The following is a 17,895-nucleotide window of genomic DNA, read 5'->3' as shown; positions in this document are numbered from 1 at the left end:
GCGGCGTACAACGACCGTGCGGCATGGGGATGGGCGAGGCGAAAGCCCATGGCAAAAACGTTTTCAGCTCCCTTGACGCCGGAATCGCCTGCCGAAAGGGTTAGGAGCTGCAAACAATCTGTATCAGCGGACTTTCGGATCGCCAAGGGGGGATCGGCAATCCGTGGCTCCCCGGGCCGGCCCGCCGGTACAAATGGGGGAGCACCGAGAAAGGGCAACGGCATGACGATTGATCGGGCCGGTCTGGCGGAGTTTCTCCGGCGCCGACGGGAGTCACTGCAACCGGAGGACGTCGGCCTACCACGGGGACCGCGCCGCAGGACCGACGGCTTGCGCCGCGAGGAAGCGGCCGCGCTCTGCCACATGTCAAGCGACTACTATTCGCGACTCGAACGGGAGCGAGGGCCGAAGCCCTCGGGGCAGATGATCGCCTCGATCGCACAGGGACTGCACCTCTCGCTGGACGAGCGGGACCATCTGTTCCGGCTCGCCGGGCACCAACCACCGCCACGAGGCGGCGAGAGCGACTACATCAGTCCTGGCCTGTTACGGGTGCTCGATCGCCTCGGCGACACCCCGGCGGAGATCGTCACCGAACTCGGAGAGACCTTGCGGCAGAACGCGCTCGGCGTGGCGCTCACGGGCGAAACGACCAGTTACACCGGCCCAGCGCGCTCAATCGCGTATCGGTGGTTCACCGACCCGGCCTCCCGGCAGCTGTATGCCGCGGAACAGCAACCCTTCATGTCCCGGTTGTTCGCCTCCTCCGCACGGCAGGCCGTCACCATGCGCGGACCGGGTTCCCGGGCGGCCAGACTCGCCGACCGGCTTCTCGGCGAGAGCGAAGAATTCCGGACGCTGTGGGAACGCCACGAGGTCGGCCTTCGGCCCCCGGACGGCAAGACGTTCATGCACCCTGAAATCGGTCGCCTCGAACTGTACTGTCAGACGCTGGTCGACCCGGGTCAAGCTCACCGACTGCACGTCTACACCGCCACTCCCGGCACCGAAAGCCACCAGAAGTTGCAGCTGCTGTCCGTGATCGGCGCTCAATCGATGCGCTGACAACGGGGTGTCCCACTTCCGGTTTTCTTGACACGGCGCCGCACCAGGATCGACAGTCCGTCCTCTTGGCTTTTGGAACAGGTCCTCCGTCCGGAGGAACTGCTGTTCACAGCTCCCGGCGGTCCGTTGGGGGACGCGGGAACGTCGCGGCAGCAGTTTGCGGCGGGCGGTGGTCGCCGCGCAGCGTTGCCGACGGCGTACGCCGGATCGCGAGTCAGGCGTCAGGTGGGGCCTGAGTCACGATCCGGCGCGTGCCGCCAGCCCTCCCCGGCGTGCGCGAGCGCGTCCCGCACGATGTGGGCCACGTGGTCGTCGCGCAGGGTGTAGGCGATCTCGCGGCTCTGCCGCACGCCGCGGACCACTCCGGCCATGCGGAGCACGCGGAGATGCTGCGACACGTGGGGCTGGGTGAGGCCGGTCAGCTCGACCAGCTGGTGCACATAGCGAGGCTCGGCCGCGAGCAGGTCGACGATGGCCAGGCGGATCGGCGACGACAGCGCCTTGAACAGCTCCCCGGCCGCCTCATAGCGCTCGATGGCACCGTCTCGCATGCGCAGATGCTTTCACGGGCACCCGAGCGCGGCAATGCGCTCCGTCACCACGACGCTTTGCGAATGCCGGGGAGCTGCCCCTCATGTGCCATCTGGCGGAACCGCACGCGCGAGAGCCCGAAGCGGGTGAGCGCCCCTCGTGGCCGGCCGTCGACCATGTCACGGCTGCGCCGCCGTGATGGGCTGGAGTCGCGCGGCAGCGACGCGAGCTGCCGTACGGCGTCCGCTCGCTCCTCGGGCGAGGTGGCGGGGGCGGCGATGAGGCGTTTCAACTCGGCGCGGCGCTCGAAGTGGCGGGCGGTGAGTGAGGCGCGCCGCTTCTCCCGTTCGATCAGGGCTCGGCGGGCCATCAGCGCTCCTCGCGGAAGTCGACGTGCCGGCGCAGCAACGGATCGTATTTGCGCAGCACCAGGCGGTCGGGGTTGTTGCGGCGGTTCTTGCGGGTGACGTACGTGTAGCCGGTCCCGCCGGTGCTGCGCAGTTTGATGACGGGGCGGACGTCGGTCGAGCGGGCCATCAGAGCTTGACTCCCCGAGCGCGCAGCCGGGCCACGACGGCCTCGATGCCGTCCCGGTCGATGATCTTGATGCCCGTGGTGCTGACGTTGAGCCGCAGGTGCCGGTTTTCCGAGGGCAGGAAGTAGCGGCGCCGCTGCACGTTCGGGTTCCACCGGCGTCGGGTGCGCCGATGGGAGTGGGACACGTTGTTGCCGAAGCCCGGCTGTTTGCCGGTGACGTCACAGACGAAAGACATGCGGCTCACTTTACAATGAAAATCGTTTCCAACAAGATGGGGGTATGACCGACTCCCGTCCCCACGTGACCGTGCTTGCCGGATTCTCCGCCGCCGCCACTGACGCCGTGGCCCGCAGCTTGCTGGTCACCGACCCCTCGCTCGTGCTCGTCACGCATGACCTGACCGGTGTCCGCGACGGCGTCGTGCGCCGCACCGTGCGCACCGCCGATGAGGTTCTCGAGCAGGGCCGCACCGATCTCGTGCACGGCTGCGTGTCCTGCACCCTGCGGGAAGACATCCTGCCCACCCTCGTGCGGCTGAGCCGGGAGCGCCCGGGCAGCGACCTGGTGCTGGCGCTGCCACCCGCCGTCGAGCCCGAAGCGGTCGCCGCGGCCGGTCTCGCCGTCGCCGAGGCCGTGCGGTTCGACTCCTATGTCACCGTCGTCGAGGCCACCGCCGTGATCGACGATCTCACCAGCACCGACAGCCTGCGCGACCGTGACCTACATGCCGCCGGCAACGACGAGCGCGGTGTTGCGGACGTCGTGATCCGCCAGATCGAGTTCGCCGACACGCTGGTCGTGTGGAGCACCCCCGGCGCCGACGCGCTGGAGCGGGATCGGCTCGCCGCCCTCCTGCACCGGCTGGCGCCGTGGGCGGCGCACGTGCACGTCGGCGACAGCCCCAAGGTCGACTGCACGGGACTCGCCGGGCGGCTGCTGCGCTCCGGGCGTCACGATCCGGCCGTCCCCGGCATGATGGGCCGCGCGCTGGAGGGCTATCCGATCGGCATCCACGACCGGCCCGGCGAGCACGGCGTCAACGCGATGCTCTTCCAGAGCCGACGCCCGTTTCACCCGCAGCGGCTGCACGACGCCCTCGACGACCTGACCGCCGAGGCGCTGCGCGGGCGCGGGCAACTATGGATCGCCACCCAGCCCGGCACGGCGATCGCCTGGGAGTCATCCGGCGGTGGCCTGCTGCTCGGCAATCTCGGCCATTGGCTGGCCGCGCTGCCCCGCGAGCGCTGGGACGAGGCGACCGACATGCGCCGTCTCGCCGCCGACGCCACCTGGGACCTCTATTACGGCGACCGCAACACCATGCTGTCGTTCGTCGGCTTCGACCTCGACGTCGACGCCATGACCGCGACGCTGAGCGCCTGCCTGCTGAGCGACGCCGAACTCGCCGACGGCACGGACAGCTGGCGCGTACTACCCGACCCCTTCGCCGATTTCCTCCCCGCCGATGGCGACGCGGACCAGCCCACGGTCACAGAGCGCGCTACGTCCTGACGAATCCTCAGCGGGCACACCTGCGCCGCATCCTTGCCGGTTGCCTGCTCACCGACAGCGAGCTCGCCGAGGGTGCCGAGTTCCGGGCCGCAGCACCCGATCCGCTCGCGCGGTGCTTCCGGCTCGCCACCACAAAGGAGAAACAGAGATGAAGAAAGACACTCACCCGGCGTACGGCTACGTCGTCTTCCGCGACCGCAGCGCCGACTACGCGTTCCTCACTCGATCGACCGCGACCAGCGACAAGACGGTCGAGTGGGAGGACGGCAACACGTATCCGGTGATCGACGTCGAGATCTCGGCGGCCAGCCACCCGTTCTGGACCGGCCGCACCCGGCTGCTCGACACCGCCGGGCGGGTCGAGAAGTTCCGCGCCAAGTACGCCCGTGCCCTCGGCCCGAAGTGAGGCTGAGCCGGGACTCCCGAAGGGTGTCCCGGCACCCTCAGTCGGCGACGTACGTCAGCACCTCGTCGACGAGCCGGCCGATCGACTCGTTCGGCAGCGAGTAATACACCTGCCTGCCCCGGCGCCGTCGCTGGACCAGACCGGCGTGAATCAGATTGCGCAGGTGATGCGACACCGCGGTGGCGTGCGCCGGGACCGCCTCGCTCAACGCCGACGGGGTGGCTTCCCCGGCACGCAACAGGATCAGGATGTGCAGCCGATGCTCGTAGGCCATGCCCCGCAACGCCGCGACCGCCTTGGCCAGCGCGTTCGGGCTGATCACCGGTTCCGCGCTCATGCCGGTGCTCCGGCCGCGACGGTGAGCCGGTACCGCAGCGCCCGGAGCCGGGCCGGCAGCCACGAGAGCGCCAGCACCGCCGTAGCCGTGAGCGAGATGCTCGCGCCCGCGGCGACGTTCCACCGGGTGGAGATCCACAATCCGAAGAGCCCGCTGCCGACAGCGAAGAGGACCGCCAGCACGGTGATCACCGGCAACCGGTCCGACCACAGTCGCGCCGCGGCCGCCGGCGCGACGATCAGCGAGACGGCGAGAATCGTGCCCACGGCGGGCACCATGGTGACCACGACCACCTCGATGGTCAGCAGCAGCACGACGTCCCACCGGCCGATCGGCGTCCCGGCCGCCTGCGCCCCGGCCCGGTCGAAACCGATGTGCTGCAACGGCCGGGCCGCCACGGCGAGCACAAGCGCCACGGCCACGAGCACCGCGGCGGTCGTGATGAGATCCTGCGTGCCGACCGTGAGGATCGACCCGACCAGGAACGACGACAGGTCCCGGCTGAAACCGCTCTGCGTGGCCACCAGCGCCGCCCCGAGCGCGAAGCCCGCCGACAGCAGCACCCCCGTGGCCGCCGACGCGTCCTGACCCCGCCGGCGGGTCAGCGCCGCGACGCCGAGCGCGACGATCCCACCCGCGACGACGCCACCGACGAAAATGTTGACGCCGATGATGGAGGCGGCCACCACCCCGGGGAAAGTCGCGTGGGTGAGGGCCATGGTGAAGAACGACAGGCGGCGCAGCACGATCTGCACCCCGACAAGCCCGGCCAGCGCGGCGGCGAGGATCACCTCGACGGTGGCGCGGTGCAACGCGTCATCCCACCAGCTCATGGGCGGAGTTCCTCTCCGTCGCGGGCGGCGCCGGACGGCGCCGGTCCCGCAACAGTCGTACGGGGATGAGCAGGAGATAGGCGGCGACCAGCAGCAGCACCACCGACGAGGCCGAGGTGAGGGCCACGCCGTAGTGCAGGGACGCGGTCCAGCTGGCCAGGAGCCCGGCGTAGCCGGCGAAGCCGATCAGGACCGTGCCGATCACCGCCATGACCGCGAGCCGATCGGTCACCATCCGCGCCGCCGCGGCCGGGACGATCAGCAGGGCGACCACGAGGATCGTGCCGACGGCGCGAACCGCGGCCACCACGACCAGCGCGACGACGATGTTGAGCCACAGGTCGAGCCAGGCGACCCGGAACCCGGCCGCGGCCGCACCAGCCGGGTCGAAGGTGCGGAACAGCAGGGCCCGGGCGCCGATCAGCAGGGCGACCAGGACCACCACCGCGAGCACGGCCGTCTCGGCGAGCTGCCGCGGGGTGACGGTGAGCAGACGGCCGAACAAGAACGACGTCAGGTCCGCGGTGTACGAGGTGCGCCGCGACACCAGCACCACGCCGAGGGAGAACATGGCTGTCAGCACCACCGCGGTGGCCGCGTCGTCGGAAACCCGGCCACCCCGCGTCATCACGGTCAGCACCGCCGCCGTGACGACACCGGCGACCAGGGCGCCGACGAACAGGCCCTGAAGGCCACCGGCGACGAAGCCGATCACGACGCCGGGAAAGACCGTGTGGGTGATCGCGTCGGAGACGAACGACAGCCGCCGGGCGAAGACGAACACGCTGACGGGGCCGCAGACCAGTGCCAGCAGCCCGATCTCGGCCAGGGCGCGGGCCATGAACGGCAGGGTGAACGGCTCGATCACGGTTCGACCAGAATCATCCGGCCGTCGGGCAGGTCGACGGCGTGGCCGCCGTAGGCCGCTCGAAGCTTGTCGGCGGTGAGCGTGTCCGCCGGCTTTCCCACGGCCCACTGCCGGCCGTTGAGCAGGCTGACCTGGTCGGCCAGATCCCGCGCGACGCCCAGGTCGTGGGTGCTGAGCACCAGGGCGGTCCCGCCGTCGCTGAGCTCGCGCAGGACCCGGGTGATCGCCTCCTGGCTGACCACGTCGACGCCGTTGAACGGCTCGTCGAGCAGCAGCAGCCGCGGCTCGGCGGCGATCGCCCGGGCCAGCAGCACACGCTGGCGCTGGCCGCCGGACAGGGTGCCGAAGCGGTGCCCGGCCCGGTCGGCCAGACCGACGCGGTCCAGGGCCTCGGCCACCGCCCGGCGGTCGGCCGTACCAGCGGGCCGCCACCAGCCGATGGCGCGGTAGCGGCCCATCATCACCACCTGCCGGACGCTGACCGGGAAGTCGGCGTCCAGCGTGTCCGTCTGCGGCACATATCCGGCGCGGCCGCGCGCCGCGGCCGGGTCGGCTCCGAGCACGGTGGCGGATCCGGCCAGCACGGGCACCAGGCCCAGCACCGACTTGATGAGCGTGGATTTGCCGGCCCCGTTCGGCCCGACCAGCGCGAGGCGCTGGCCGGCGGCGAGCTCGAGATCGACGTGGGTGAGCACCGGCGCGCTGTCATACCCGACGCTCACCCCCGCGTACCGCAGGACGGGTGCCATGTCAGCCGGCCAGTGCCGAGACGATGACTTCGGTGTTGTGCCGTTCGGCGCCGAGATAGGTGCCCTCCGGCGTGCCCGGGGCGCCGAGGCTGTCGCCGTAGAGGGCGTCCTCACCGCCGATCACCTTGACTCCGGCCTGCTGGGCGATGGCCTCGGCGCTCTTCGGCGGCAGCGAGCTCTCGGTGAAGATGGCCTTGGCGCCGGTTGCCTTGATCTTGGCCACGAGATCGCTGAGCTGCTTGGCCGACAGCTCGGCCGAGGTGTCGAGGCTGGGGATGACCGAGCCGACGAACTCCAGCTTGTACCGGTCGACGTAGTAGCCGAACGCGTCGTGGTTGGTCACCAGCTTGCGTTCCGCCGGGGGCAGTCCGGCGTACGCGGCCTCGTTGTCGGCGTCGAGCTTGTCGATCTGCGCGGCATACGCGGTGAGGTTCTTGGCGAACGTCGCCGCCCGGGAGGGGTCGGCCGCGGCCAGGCCCTTCTCGATGTTGGCGACCATGATCTTGACGTTTTGCGGGTTGTGCCAGATGTGCGGGTCGTGCTCCTCCCCCGCGTGCTCCTCGCCTTCCTCCTCCGCGTGCTCCTCGCCCTCCTCGTGACCGCCCTCGCGCAGCGTCACCCCCTGGCTGGAGTCGACGACGGCGCCCTTGAAGCCGGCGGATTCGATCGTGCGGTCCAGCCATTCCTCCAGGCCGACACCGTTCTTGACGACGATTTTCGCCTCGCCGATCGCCTTGATGTCGGCCGGGGTCGGCTCGTAGTCGTGCGGGTCGACGTTCGGCTTGATGATCTGGGTCACGGCGACGTCGGATCCGCCGATGTTGCGAACGAAGTCGGCCACCTCGGGGGTCGTCGCGACCACAGCGAGGGCCGCGCCGCCGGAGGCCGCCGGGGCGGCCTGGCCGGCGTTGTCGTCCGAGCCTGAGCCGCAGCCGGCCAGCACTGTGGCGGTTGCCGCGGCGGCCGCGATCCAAAGTATGCGTTGCCGGTGTTTCATCGATTCCACTCCCTGTTACTGAGGAGCAGAACGATAATCGTTTTCACAAATAATCGTCTAATTGCGAGATGACAATCCTTGCATCGCGCCACCAGAATTGCGGTTATGAACAGTTGTGCATATATGCAGGACAGCTCGGAGCCATTCCGTATATGACAGAGCCCTGCGCGGGCACCCGCATCACCTCACAACGGAAACCTTTCCATTGAGGTCATTCGTCAGATCGATCGCAGATCCAGGACATGACGCAGGAAGGACTCCGCGTTGCCAGTCGTCCATTCCAGTACGCCGTTGCGGTACCGGACATTGCCGGCCTCCGGACTGACCCGCACGGTCCGGTTCGTCTCGATGTCGTAGACCAGCAGTTCGTCTCGCCCGGTAAGTTCCGACGCCGGGGTGACGCGTGCGAAGACCTCGAAGCGGCCGAGAACCGCAACGTCGGAGATGACGGTACGGGCAGTTTCCCGGGCGACCAGCCGACGCTCGCCACCGTCGGTCCGGACCACCTCGATCTTCGGGTAGCCGTCGTCGTCCAGCGAGACGGCCCGGCACCAGAGCGGAGTGCACGCTGTCTCACTCAGACGGGTGATCGGCACGGCCCGTTCCTCGCCGGTGACGAGGCTGCGCAGCCGGCTCGCGCCGGAGATGTCCGCCAAGCCGTCGACCATCCAAGGCCAGGCGGTCAGCGCCCAGTTGCCCGGCACGACCCGCTTCGCGACCGGCCCGCCGGTCAGCGCCACGGACCGGATCTCCGTGCCGGCCTCGGGCGCCGCGGCCACCCAGTTGACCCGCCCGGGGGAGATGACCAGGTCGTACTGGGTCTGGTAGAGCCGCGCATCACCGATGTCGCCGGTCAGCAGCCGCGCCGGCCGGCCGGCGCGCAGGTCGGCTGTCCACAAGTGCAGCCCGGCCCGGGTGCTTTCGGCCCAGACCAGGATGTCACCGGCGACGCTGGGGCTCACGAAGGCGGGGTTCTGGGTCAATGGCAGTCGCCGCAGTTCCCGGACAGCCTCGCCGGGGCCACGGATCACCAGGCGTATGTGCTTGCCGTCCCGGGTGGGGGCCGATCCGACCGACGTCCGGATGTCGAGGAACAGTCCGGGGTCGTACGCCGTCCCGTCCGGCAAGTCGGGCGGCAGCGTCCCTTTCTGCGCGTCCGGCCAGGCCTGCGCGGCAGTGGGAGGCGGCGGCGCCGGTTCCGCCGGCGACGGCGCCCAGATCAGCGCCGCGCCCGCCACCAGCGCCACGCCGAGGCCGGCCATCTGCCGTCTGTGCGCCTTCACGTCGGAACACACCTCAACGCATTTCCCGGCCGGCGTTTGCTCACGGATGCAGCTCGGCCGCCAGCTTGTCGATGCCCGCGACTCCAGCAGGTTAGTCGAATCGTCCCGAGGGAGGTGAACGATGCGACCGTCCTGTTCAGCGCGATCAGATCGACCGCGGCTCGCTCAGGGGGCAGCGGCTCAGCGAAGGGTTTGTCGGTCCCGGGCTGCGACCTGGACCGTCGCGCCGAACCCTCAGATGATCAACCAACGCGCGGACCGCAGGGAAGAAGTCAGGCGATCGCGCACAGGGCGGCATGAGCGCCGCTGCGCCAGACAACGCCGGCTTCTCGGAATCCGGCTGCGCGCGCCGCATGGCGGTGCCAGGTCTCGGCGGGAGTGAACTCCGCAGGCGCACGATCGGCGAACAGGGCTTCGCGCTGCCGGAGCCACGGCACGAGGGCGGGCTCGCGCTCGATCTCCTCCCACCACCTGGTCCAGGCCAGGCCGGCCGCCGCCTCGTCGGCGACGGGACGAGAAGAGCCCGCAAGGGAGGGGAGGTCACCGTCGGGCATGAGGTCCGCAACGACCATCAGACCGCCGGGCCGCAGTATCGCCCGGACCTGCCGGTAGAGTTCGCCGGCCCGCTCCTCCGGCAGGTAGTGCATGGTCATGACGATCGTCACGAGATCGACCGGCCCGGCGCCCACGACGGCGGCCGGCCAATGCGGCGAGGCCAGATCGGCGCGGTGCACGGTGACCCCGGCCGGGGCGGCGGTCTCGGCCAGGAGCAGGAGCACCGGGTCGAGGTCGAGCAGCCGCACGTCGGCTCCCGGCCACCGGGCCGCCAGACGTTCGGCCATCACGCCGGGCCCGCCGCCGAGGTCGAGAACCCGCGTCGGCGCGCCGCCGCGAACCGTCTCGGTCGCGGCGATCAGCGCCTCCTCGAAACCGCCGAGACCGGGCAGGCATCCGGCCATGACCTCGTCCCACGACTGGCGCCAGGACCGGGTCAGGGCGGGAGCAGGTGAGACCGGGGCGAACTGTTCCTGCGACGTGGAGGTCATGGGCAGCCTCGGGATCAATGGCGGGCGGGAGAGTGCCGCCAGCGCGGTCACCGTGCGTACCACTATAACGGAAGTCGTTTTCGATAACGTGTCGCTCTCACGCTTGCGTGTCGAGCTCGGCGAGGAGGCTCAGGAGCCTGTCGATCTCCTCCGCCGTGTTGTACACATGCAGGCTGACCCGTACCGATGTGGTTCTCTCACCGCGCTCACCCTGGCAGTGATCGTCCGCCCGGACCAGGAAACCGGCGTCGGCAAGAACAAAGCCCAGGTCATTGGAACCGATCCGATGATGACGGAAGGTGATAATTCCGTGACGCTGCTGAACGGCCGAGGCGGCGGGCAGGCTGTCCTGACAGCCGAGCACCTCGTAGGAGGGCAGCCGGCGCAGCCCATCGGTCAGCCGCGCGCCCAAGGCGACGGTCCACCGGGCAATCCGGGTCGTGCCGGCCGCGTCGAGCCAATCGAGCGCGGCCGCCAGGCTGACGATGCCGCTGGTGTTCGGGGTGCCGGCCCAGCCGCCCGGGGTGAAGACCGGACCCTGGCGGTTGGCGGCCCACACGACGCCGGTGCCTGGCAGCGCCATCGCCTTGTGGCCGGAGAAAACCACGAAGTCGGCGTCGAGGTCGCGTACGGAGATCGGCAGATGACCCGCACTTTGCGCGGCGTCCACGCAGATCACCACGCCGGGGCCGGCCACCCGGCGCAGCCGGTGCACGTTCATGTCGCCGCCGTACACATGATGCACCTGGGTCGTGGCGATGAAACGAGTCCGGTCGGTGACCAGCCGAGCCAGACGCGCGACGTCGTACTCCTGGGCGGAGTCGTACGGCATCTCGTGCACGATTACCCGGATCCCTTGCCGGTCCAGTAATTGGACGGCCTCCAGCCAGGGCAGCATGTTCGCACTGTGATCGGCGTACGGGATGATGATCTCGTCACCGTCGCGCAGGTATCCGGTCAGCCAATCCCGCGCGACAGTGCGCAGACCTTCGGTCGCACCGCTGACGAAATGCACCCCCGAGCGGCTGGGGTCGGGGTCGTCGAGAAATGCCCGTACCCGCATGCGGGCCCGCTCGATGCGCTCCGTGGTCCGGTTACCCCAGGTGTAGCTACCCCGGCTCGCGTTGGCGTTCTCACTGTTCAGATAGGCCCAGGCCGCGTCGAGCACCGGCTGGGGCTTCTGCGCGGTGGCCGCGCTGTCCAGGTAGGCGAGGCCGGGATTGGCGACGATGATGGGGAATTGCCGGCGCAACGCCGCCTGCCAGGAACGCAACTCGTCGGGAAAGGCCGCACCGTGGTTGTATCGGGCGACCACCGTCTGCACGCTCATATCAGTCGCGTACCAGAGCCGCGCCCGCGTCCCGCCAAGCGATGACGCCACCGTCGAGGGAGCGCGCATCGGGATGGCCCATCCTGGTGAGCAGCGCCGCATAGCGTGCCGATTTCTCCCCGACCGGGCAGACCAGCAACACCGGCCGGCCACGTCCGAAGGGCAGACCGCCCTGCAGCATCTCGCCGAACAGCTCGTCGACGATGTTGACCGATCCCTCCAGGTGCCGGGCCCGGTAGGCGAACGCGCTACGCAGATCGACGATCAGCGGGTCGTCCTTGACGATCCACTCCTGGGCGTCGGCGACCCCGACGACCTTGGCGGCGGCCAGCTCGTCACCGGTGAGCGTGCCGACGCTGTTGCCCCGCGCCGGCTGCCGGAACAGCTCCGGGCGGCGCTCCCGGACGTAACTCATGTAGCTCTCGACACGGTCGCAGACGATGAACACCGCCGTACGGCGTTCGGTGAGCTCCGCGTCCAGACGGCGCAGGTGACGCACGGCGCCCTGATAGGCGCCGCCCCCGGTCGGCCCGGCCAGGGTGCCGCAGCGGCGCACCAGGGTCAGCAGCCCGTCGATCGCGTCGTCGGCGCTGATCGTCTCGATGGCGTCATAGACCTCCGGGTCGAACAGTCCCACCTCGTGCACCTCGTCGATGTTGCGGATCCCCGGAATGAAGTCGGACTTCTCCGCCACCAGGCCGACGACGGTAACGGTGGGGTCGTGCTCGCGCAGCGCGCGGGCGACGCCGGTGGAGGAGCCTGCGGTGCCGACGCAGGCGATGAAGTAGTCGGGCACCAGGCCGCCCAGGTCGGCGACGATCTCCGGGCCGGTCCCCCGGGCGTGAGCCTCGACGTTGAGGTCGTTGAAGTACTGGTCCGTGTGCAGGAAGCCCGCGCCGCCGGCCGTAATGGTCTGGTACATGCGGGTCAGCGGGTCGTCGGTGTCGGTGGGGTCGAGGCACTCGGCCCGGCCGGGCAGCTCGTCGATCTCCGCGCCCAGCAGGAGCAGCAGGTCCTTGATTTCCGGGACCTTCATCCGGTTGGTCACGCTGCGAAACGGCAACCCGTGCAGGCCGGCGATCAACGCAAGGGCTTTGGCGGTGTTGCCACTGGACAGTTCGACCAGAGTGTCGCCGCGCTCGGCGGCCCCCGCCAGATGCGGCCGCACCATGTTCCACGCGGCCCGGTCCTTGAGCGACCCGAACGGGTTGAGCAGCTCCATCTTGGCGTACAGGTCGATGTGGCGCAGGCCGTGCACCGCTTGGTCGATGCGCACCAGCGGCGTGTCGCCGATGACCTCGGTGATGCTGTCGTACTTCATGCTGTCCCCTCTCGGCGGTCGACGGGCCAGTACTGCTCGTCCAGGCACCACAGCCAGGAGCCGCCGTCGCGGTAGGCCGCGATGGTCTGAGCGGTGGGCTGCATCAGCGGCCGCCCGGCGCTGAAGTCCATGAAGTAGCCGGCCGTGTTGGGGAACGCGAGCAGGTCACCGGGGCTCGGCAGGGTCGGCAGAAACACTTTGCGCCGGGTGATCAGGTCGGACTCGAGACAGAGGTTGCCGAGCAGATAAACCCCGTACGGGCCGTCGCCGCCGGGCCGATCGCCGCCCACCAGCACCGGGTCGAGCAGCACGCCGTGTTCCTCGAGGCTGATGTCGCGCGCGTTGGCCGCGACCCGGATCAACAGGTCGCCGCCCGGGCCGGGTCGAACCTCCTCGACCCTGGTCAGGACCACGCCGCACTGGTCGAGCAACGCCCGGCCCGGCTCGGTGTAGAGCTCCCCCATGCTCTCCAGCAGCAGCGAGCCCAGCGGACGGCGCAGCGACGGCGATTCACTCGCCAGCAACCGGTCGAGATAAGCCGCACCGGTCAGCGGCCGGTAGGCGGGATAGAGACCGAGCACGCCGCGAACCTTGCCGTTCTCGTTGCGCAGGCCGTAGCCGTGACCGTTCCAGGTCAGTGGAGGGGTTCGCCCGAGGACCGCGCTGGTCAGCTCGGTTGTCCACTGTTCCCACTGCGCGCCGTGAGCCAGATAGTTGACGCCGAATCCGCCGCCGATGTCGACTGCGACCGGGTTCAGCCCACGCTCGAGCGCCTCGTCGAGGACACGGAGGCAGCCCTCGAGCGCGGCGATCTTTTCGGGAAGTCCGACGGTGTCGAGGTGGTAAGCGAAGCCGTGCAGATCGAGCTCGTCGCGGTACTTCTCGAGGACTTCCCACAGCGGACCGAGATCGTCGGCGGGGATGCCGAATCGGCTGGCGCGGACGAGGACGTTGACCCCGGCCGGGGAGAACCCGGAAAGCCGGGCCATCACCCGGACCGGGGGAAGCCCGTGCGCCGCGACCAGGCCGGCCAGCTCGGTCAGCTCGGCCGTCGAGTCAGCGTTGACGACAGCGCCGACCCGGGCCGCCAGCCAGAGGAAATCCCGGCTCTTCGGACCAGTGGCCATGATGCGGTGGCCGGCGAATCCGGCGCCCAACGCGTGCTGCAGCTCGCCGAGCGACGCGACGTCGATGCCGGCGTCGGTGGCCGCGAGTTCGCGCACCAGTGCGCTCGATCGGTTGGCTTTGTGCGCGAAGAAGATCTGCCCGGCCAACCGATGATCGCGATGGACCGCCCGGAAAGCCTCGACGTTGCCGACGAGCTGATCCGGTAGCACCAGGTTGAGCGGCGATCCGAACGCATCGACCAGCGTGCGGAGCAGATCGTGTTGCTGCAGAAGTGCCCGCAGGTCGCCCTCGACCCGCGCTTCCAGGTAGGACGCCATGGCTCTCCCGTCCTCGAGGTTGCGGATGCGCCGACGACGAGATACGCGACGGCAGCGCCCCCGATCGGAGACCACGCTGACTACGCCGGTGCCTCAAACGTAATCGATGAGACCTCCCACACCAAGAGGATCATGAGCGTTAAGTAATTTGATGGCTACCCTATGCAACATTGCCTATATGGTCAATTGTTGATATCAAAGGCGGGGCGAACGGAAATCACCATTAACGGCGTGCCTTGCTGGCAATTTGTGATGAGGTCGGGCACGACCTCGCCAGTCACGGTGAGGCGCGCGCCGGCCCGGATGACCGAGCGGTCACCTCCGACAAGCAGGTATCCATCGAGTAGCAGGCACTGGTGCTCGACTCCAGCCGACACCGTTCCGGTCAAGGTGCGCAGATTCTTGGCCAACGTTCCCTCATCCTCCCGCATTAGGACCGTCGCGAGATCTTCCAACAGGTCGACGTTTGTCAATAGGCTCTGGCCATTGTGAGCGTTCGATCGAGCATCGGAGGATGCCCGTGTCATCGAAACGACCCGTCCGGATCGCCTTGGCCGTCGCCATGTCGGCGGTCTTGGTGGCCGCCGACGCCGGCGTAGCCCGTGGGGCGCCGGCCCCGGCTTCCAGCCTCTACATAGTGCAACTGGCCGCGCCGCCCGTGGCCACCTACGTCGGCGGGGTATCGGGCATCCCGGCGACACGGCCGGCGCCCGGCAAGAAGATCGACTTGGGCAGCAGCGCCGCCAAGGCCTACCGGACCCATCTGAAGTCCGAACGGCAACGAACGCAGCGCCGGGCCGGGATCTCGGCCGCCGAGACCCTCTACGAGTACGACGTCGCGTTCAGCGGCTACGCGGCCCGGATGTCCGCCGCCGAGGCCGACACCCTGCGCCGCAGCCCCGGCGTGCTCGCGGTCTCGAAGAACACCGTCCACAAGGCCGACACCATCTCCACGCCGGAGATGCTCGGGCTGACCGGCCGGGGCGGTGTGTGGCAGCGCGAGTTCGGCGGCTCGGCCAAGGCCGGCCTCGGCGTGATCGTCGGCGTGATCGACTCGGGCATCTGGCCGGAGAACCCGGCATTCGCCGCGCTACCGAACCCCCGGCCGGACCAGCGCGTCATCGACGCGAAGTGGCGCGGCGTGTGTCAGCGCGGTGAGGAGACCGACCCGGCCCGCAACGTCACCTGCAACAACAAGCTGATCGGCGCCCGCTACTTCACCGAGGGCACGCTCGACGAGACCAATCCGGGCGAGTTCCGGTCACCGCGCGACTTCAACGGGCACGGCTCGCACACTGCGGGCACCGCAGTCGGCGGCCACAACGTGGACGCGACCATCGACAGCCGCGTCGTAGGCAAGGCGTCAGGCATGGCGCCGGCCGCCCGGCTCGCCGTCTACAAAGCTCTGTGGGACCAGGGAGGCGGCAGTAGCGGCAGCACCGTCGACCTGGTCGCCGCGATCAACGCCGCGGTCGCCGACGGCGTCGACGTCATCAACTACTCGATCTCCGGATCCACCTCTTCGTTCGTCGACCCCGTCGAGCTGGCCTTCCTCAACGCGGCCAACGCCGGCGTCTTCGTGGCCGCCTCGGCCGGCAACAGCGGCCCCGGCGCGAGCACGGTCGCGCACAACTCGCCCTGGATCACCACCGTCGCCGCCAGCACACACGACCGCGGCTACGAGAAGTCGGTGACCCTCGGCAACGGCACCACCTACCAGGGCGTCGGTCAGGGCACCGCCGTCCCGTCGGCGCCCTTGATCGACTCGGTGCAGGCCGGCCTGTCCGATGCCCCGGCGTCCGAGGTGCAGCTCTGCTACTCCGGCCGGCTCGACCCGGCCAAGGTGACCGGCAAGGTTGTGCTCTGCCTTCGCGGCGGCAACGCCCGTACGGACAAGAGCCTTGCCGTCAAGCAGGCCGGTGGAGTCGGGATGATCCTCTACAACAACCCCGACAACTCGCTCAACGCCGACTACCACTTTGTGCCGAGTATCCACGTCAACAGCGCGGCCGGCCTGGCGGTCAAGGCATACGCGGCGACCGCGGGCGCCACAGCCACCCTGTCGGCCGGCACCCAGGTCAAGGTCCGGGCGCCGGAGATGGCAGCCTTCTCGTCCCGGGGCCCGGCCCTGGCCGGCAACGGTGACCTGCTCAAGCCGGACATCACGGCGCCCGGCGTGGACGTCGTGGCGCCGGTGGCGCCTCCGGGCAACCTCGGCCGAACGTGGGACGCCTACTCCGGCACGTCGATGTCGAGCCCGCACATCGCCGGGCTGGCAGCCCTGATGATCAGCGAGAACCCCGGCTGGTCGCCGATGTGGGTCAAGTCGGCCATGATGACCACGGCCGGTCAGACCGACAACTCCGGTCAGCCGATCCAGCGGGCCGGCGCCGCCGCGACACCGCTGGACTTCGGCGCCGGACATGTGCGGCCCGGACCCGCGTACCGGCCGGGCCTGGTGTACGACTCCACCTATCCCGAGTGGATCCGCTTCGCGTGCGGCAGCGGCGCCACCGGTGCGGCGTGCGACGAGTACGGCTCGGCCGACCCGAGCAACCTGAACTATCCGTCGATCGCCGTCGGTGACCTGGCCGGTCAGCAGACCGTCACCCGTACGGTGAAGAACGTCAGCAAGCTGCCCGGCGTCTACGAGGCGAAGATCCAGGCGCCGGCCGGCACCACGGTGACGGTCACGCCGAAGCGCTTCGTGATCCTGCCCGGCAAGTCCACCTCGTTCAAGGTGACCGTGACCCGCACCGACGCGGCGATCGGGCAGTGGACGTTCGGCGCGCTGACGTGGGTCAACAAGGCCGGGGCAAACGGGCTCATCTCGTCCGACGTACGCAGCCCGATCGCGATCCGGCCAGTGGCGCTCGCCGCGCCGCGCGAGGTCGCCGGCAGCGGGGTCAGCGGGTCGGCCGCGCTGCGCGTCACCCCTGGATTCTCCGGCACACTGACCGCCACCCCGGCCGGTCTGGTGCCGTCCACGGTGAACAGCCTGCACCTGGTCGGCACGGAGCCGGACTTCGACACCGGCGCCCCGGCGGCCGGCCCGGCGGTCGCCAAGGTGACGCTCACCGTGCCGGCCGGCACCCGTCTGGCCCGGTCGGCGACCTTCGACGCCGACCATCCGGACGGCACCGACCTCGACCTGTTCGCCTACCGGGCCGGCACCACGACCCTGGTGGGCTCGAGCGCGGGGGCTACGGCCGAGGAACGGCTGACGCTGGCCCCGGGTACGTACGACATCTACGTGGTTCTGTTCGCCGCCGCGCCCGGGACCAGTGAGCTGGATGTGAAGCACCACTCGTGGATCGTCGGCGACACCCCGGCCGGCAATCTGACGGCGACCCCGCCGGTCCAGACGGTCACCCGGGGTCAGCCGGTCACAGTGACGGCGGCGTGGACCGGCCTGACGGCGGGCGCCAGATATCTGGGCCTGGTCGCTTACGGCGACGGCACAACGGGGATAGGCCAGACGGTCATGGCGGTCACCGCCTGAGACGGCGCGGGGGCACAGCAGCGTGCCGTGTCCCCGCGCCGCACCAAGAGTGCACGGCGAGTGGCTTCCGCGCCACAGCGTGCTGCCCGGTCGCTGCAACGCCGTGGTGATGCGCGGCGGCAACCGTGTGTC

At 69.6% G+C, this 17,895-nt stretch carries 18 protein-coding genes and 1 pseudogene; 4 read left to right on the top strand and 15 right to left on the bottom strand.

Going from position 1 to position 17,895, the window contains the following annotated elements:
• Positions 1-222 precede the first annotated feature (222 nt).
• On the top strand, positions 223-1,065 hold the full coding sequence (locus C8E87_RS28320) for a helix-turn-helix transcriptional regulator (RefSeq protein WP_133875899.1): 843 nt from the start codon (positions 223-225) through the stop codon (positions 1,063-1,065).
• Positions 1,066-1,286: 221 nt separating this feature from the next.
• On the opposite strand, the gene C8E87_RS28315 is transcribed toward C8E87_RS28320, so the two are convergent.
• From C8E87_RS28315 to rpmB, 4 genes are read right to left on the bottom strand one after another with little or no spacing between them, the layout of a single operon-like run.
• Entirely contained in the window at positions 1,287-1,616 is a 330-nt protein-coding gene (locus C8E87_RS28315; protein WP_133875898.1) for an ArsR/SmtB family transcription factor, read from the bottom strand.
• 44 nt (positions 1,617-1,660) lie between these two features.
• Positions 1,661-1,966 carry a 30S ribosomal protein S14 gene (gene rpsN, locus C8E87_RS28310; protein ID WP_133875897.1) on the bottom strand — a complete coding sequence of 102 codons (306 nt, stop codon included), beginning with the start codon at positions 1,964-1,966 and terminating at the stop codon, positions 1,661-1,663.
• Positions 1,966-2,133 carry a 50S ribosomal protein L33 gene (rpmG, locus tag C8E87_RS28305; RefSeq protein ID WP_133875896.1) on the bottom strand — a complete coding sequence of 56 codons (168 nt, stop codon included), beginning with the start codon at positions 2,131-2,133 and terminating at the stop codon, positions 1,966-1,968. Before rpmG ends, rpsN begins: the two co-directional genes overlap by 1 nt.
• Positions 2,133-2,369 (bottom strand): 50S ribosomal protein L28, encoded by a 237-nt coding sequence (gene rpmB / locus C8E87_RS28300; protein ID WP_133875895.1) that lies wholly within the window; start codon positions 2,367-2,369, stop codon positions 2,133-2,135. Before rpmB ends, rpmG begins: the two co-directional genes overlap by 1 nt.
• 44 nt (positions 2,370-2,413) lie before the next feature.
• On the opposite strand from rpmB, the gene C8E87_RS28295 reads away from it, so the two are divergent.
• Positions 2,414-3,646, top strand: a complete 1,233-nt coding sequence (locus C8E87_RS28295; protein ID WP_133875894.1) for a CobW family GTP-binding protein — start codon at positions 2,414-2,416, stop codon at positions 3,644-3,646.
• Positions 3,647-3,794: 148 nt separating this feature from the next.
• Positions 3,795-4,052 (top strand): type B 50S ribosomal protein L31, encoded by a 258-nt coding sequence (locus C8E87_RS28290; protein WP_133875893.1) that lies wholly within the window; start codon positions 3,795-3,797, stop codon positions 4,050-4,052.
• A 37-nt stretch (positions 4,053-4,089) separates the two neighbouring features.
• On the opposite strand, the gene C8E87_RS28285 is transcribed toward C8E87_RS28290, so the two are convergent.
• The 11 genes and pseudogenes from C8E87_RS28285 to C8E87_RS28235 all read right to left on the bottom strand — a co-directional run.
• Positions 4,090-4,389 carry a metalloregulator ArsR/SmtB family transcription factor gene (locus tag C8E87_RS28285; protein ID WP_133875892.1) on the bottom strand — a complete coding sequence of 100 codons (300 nt, stop codon included), beginning with the start codon at positions 4,387-4,389 and terminating at the stop codon, positions 4,090-4,092.
• Positions 4,386-5,222 (bottom strand): metal ABC transporter permease, encoded by an 837-nt coding sequence (locus C8E87_RS28280; protein WP_133875891.1) that lies wholly within the window; start codon positions 5,220-5,222, stop codon positions 4,386-4,388. Before C8E87_RS28280 ends, C8E87_RS28285 begins: the two co-directional genes overlap by 4 nt.
• Entirely contained in the window at positions 5,206-6,090 is an 885-nt protein-coding gene (locus C8E87_RS28275) for a metal ABC transporter permease (protein ID WP_133875890.1), read from the bottom strand. Before C8E87_RS28275 ends, C8E87_RS28280 begins: the two co-directional genes overlap by 17 nt.
• Positions 6,087-6,839, bottom strand: a complete 753-nt coding sequence (locus tag C8E87_RS28270) for a metal ABC transporter ATP-binding protein (RefSeq protein WP_133875889.1) — start codon at positions 6,837-6,839, stop codon at positions 6,087-6,089. The genes C8E87_RS28275 and C8E87_RS28270 overlap by 4 nt, the downstream gene beginning before the upstream one ends.
• A 1-nt stretch (position 6,840) precedes the next feature.
• Positions 6,841-7,836 (bottom strand): metal ABC transporter substrate-binding protein, encoded by a 996-nt coding sequence (locus tag C8E87_RS28265; RefSeq protein ID WP_133875888.1) that lies wholly within the window; start codon positions 7,834-7,836, stop codon positions 6,841-6,843.
• A 218-nt stretch (positions 7,837-8,054) separates the two neighbouring features.
• The gene (locus C8E87_RS28260; protein ID WP_239080332.1) at positions 8,055-9,119 is read right to left on the bottom strand and encodes a hypothetical protein; all 1,065 of its coding nucleotides are present in this window, start codon (positions 9,117-9,119) and stop codon (positions 8,055-8,057) included.
• A 272-nt stretch (positions 9,120-9,391) separates the two neighbouring features.
• Entirely contained in the window at positions 9,392-10,165 is a 774-nt protein-coding gene (locus tag C8E87_RS28255) for a class I SAM-dependent methyltransferase (RefSeq protein WP_133875887.1), read from the bottom strand.
• Between the two features lie 97 nt (positions 10,166-10,262).
• Positions 10,263-11,495: an aminotransferase class V-fold PLP-dependent enzyme gene (locus C8E87_RS28250; protein ID WP_133875886.1), complete on the bottom strand. Its 1,233-nt coding sequence runs from the start codon at positions 11,493-11,495 to the stop codon at positions 10,263-10,265.
• A 1-nt stretch (position 11,496) separates the two neighbouring features.
• Positions 11,497-12,816 carry a pyridoxal-phosphate dependent enzyme gene (locus C8E87_RS28245; protein ID WP_133875885.1) on the bottom strand — a complete coding sequence of 440 codons (1,320 nt, stop codon included), beginning with the start codon at positions 12,814-12,816 and terminating at the stop codon, positions 11,497-11,499.
• Positions 12,813-14,261 carry a type III PLP-dependent enzyme domain-containing protein gene (locus C8E87_RS28240; RefSeq protein ID WP_133875884.1) on the bottom strand — a complete coding sequence of 483 codons (1,449 nt, stop codon included), beginning with the start codon at positions 14,259-14,261 and terminating at the stop codon, positions 12,813-12,815. Before C8E87_RS28240 ends, C8E87_RS28245 begins: the two co-directional genes overlap by 4 nt.
• A 182-nt stretch (positions 14,262-14,443) precedes the next feature.
• Positions 14,444-14,653, bottom strand: a pseudogene (locus C8E87_RS28235) (hypothetical protein); the annotation flags it as partial.
• Positions 14,654-14,775: 122 nt separating this feature from the next.
• Here C8E87_RS28235 and C8E87_RS28230 point away from each other — a divergent pair.
• Complete coding sequence (locus C8E87_RS28230) at positions 14,776-17,763, top strand: S8 family peptidase (protein WP_133875883.1); 2,988 nt, start codon at positions 14,776-14,778, stop codon at positions 17,761-17,763.
• The last annotated feature ends 132 nt before the right edge of the window (positions 17,764-17,895 follow it).

Origin of the sequence: Paractinoplanes brasiliensis (assembly GCF_004362215.1) — a bacterium.
Classification (GTDB): domain Bacteria; phylum Actinomycetota; class Actinomycetes; order Mycobacteriales; family Micromonosporaceae; genus Actinoplanes; species Actinoplanes brasiliensis.
This window is presented reverse-complemented; position numbering and strand designations above follow the sequence as displayed.

Coding starts and splice junctions, on each gene's coding strand:
- C8E87_RS28320 (WP_133875899.1), top strand. CDS start 223: ATGACGATTGATCGGGCCGGTCTGGCGGAGTTTCTCCGGCGCCGACGG.
- C8E87_RS28265 (WP_133875888.1), bottom strand. CDS start 7,836: ATGAAACACCGGCAACGCATACTTTGGATCGCGGCCGCCGCGGCAACC.
- C8E87_RS28280 (WP_133875891.1), bottom strand. CDS start 5,222: ATGAGCTGGTGGGATGACGCGTTGCACCGCGCCACCGTCGAGGTGATC.
- rpsN (WP_133875897.1), bottom strand. CDS start 1,966: ATGGCCCGCCGAGCCCTGATCGAACGGGAGAAGCGGCGCGCCTCACTC.
- C8E87_RS28315 (WP_133875898.1), bottom strand. CDS start 1,616: ATGCGAGACGGTGCCATCGAGCGCTATGAGGCGGCCGGGGAGCTGTTC.
- C8E87_RS28295 (WP_133875894.1), top strand. CDS start 2,414: ATGACCGACTCCCGTCCCCACGTGACCGTGCTTGCCGGATTCTCCGCC.
- C8E87_RS28245 (WP_133875885.1), bottom strand. CDS start 12,816: ATGAAGTACGACAGCATCACCGAGGTCATCGGCGACACGCCGCTGGTG.
- C8E87_RS28230 (WP_133875883.1), top strand. CDS start 14,776: ATGCCCGTGTCATCGAAACGACCCGTCCGGATCGCCTTGGCCGTCGCC.
- C8E87_RS28285 (WP_133875892.1), bottom strand. CDS start 4,389: ATGAGCGCGGAACCGGTGATCAGCCCGAACGCGCTGGCCAAGGCGGTC.
- C8E87_RS28270 (WP_133875889.1), bottom strand. CDS start 6,839: ATGGCACCCGTCCTGCGGTACGCGGGGGTGAGCGTCGGGTATGACAGC.
- C8E87_RS28290 (WP_133875893.1), top strand. CDS start 3,795: ATGAAGAAAGACACTCACCCGGCGTACGGCTACGTCGTCTTCCGCGAC.
- C8E87_RS28250 (WP_133875886.1), bottom strand. CDS start 11,495: ATGAGCGTGCAGACGGTGGTCGCCCGATACAACCACGGTGCGGCCTTT.
- rpmG (WP_133875896.1), bottom strand. CDS start 2,133: ATGGCCCGCTCGACCGACGTCCGCCCCGTCATCAAACTGCGCAGCACC.
- C8E87_RS28240 (WP_133875884.1), bottom strand. CDS start 14,261: ATGGCGTCCTACCTGGAAGCGCGGGTCGAGGGCGACCTGCGGGCACTT.
- C8E87_RS28255 (WP_133875887.1), bottom strand. CDS start 10,165: ATGACCTCCACGTCGCAGGAACAGTTCGCCCCGGTCTCACCTGCTCCC.
- rpmB (WP_133875895.1), bottom strand. CDS start 2,369: ATGTCTTTCGTCTGTGACGTCACCGGCAAACAGCCGGGCTTCGGCAAC.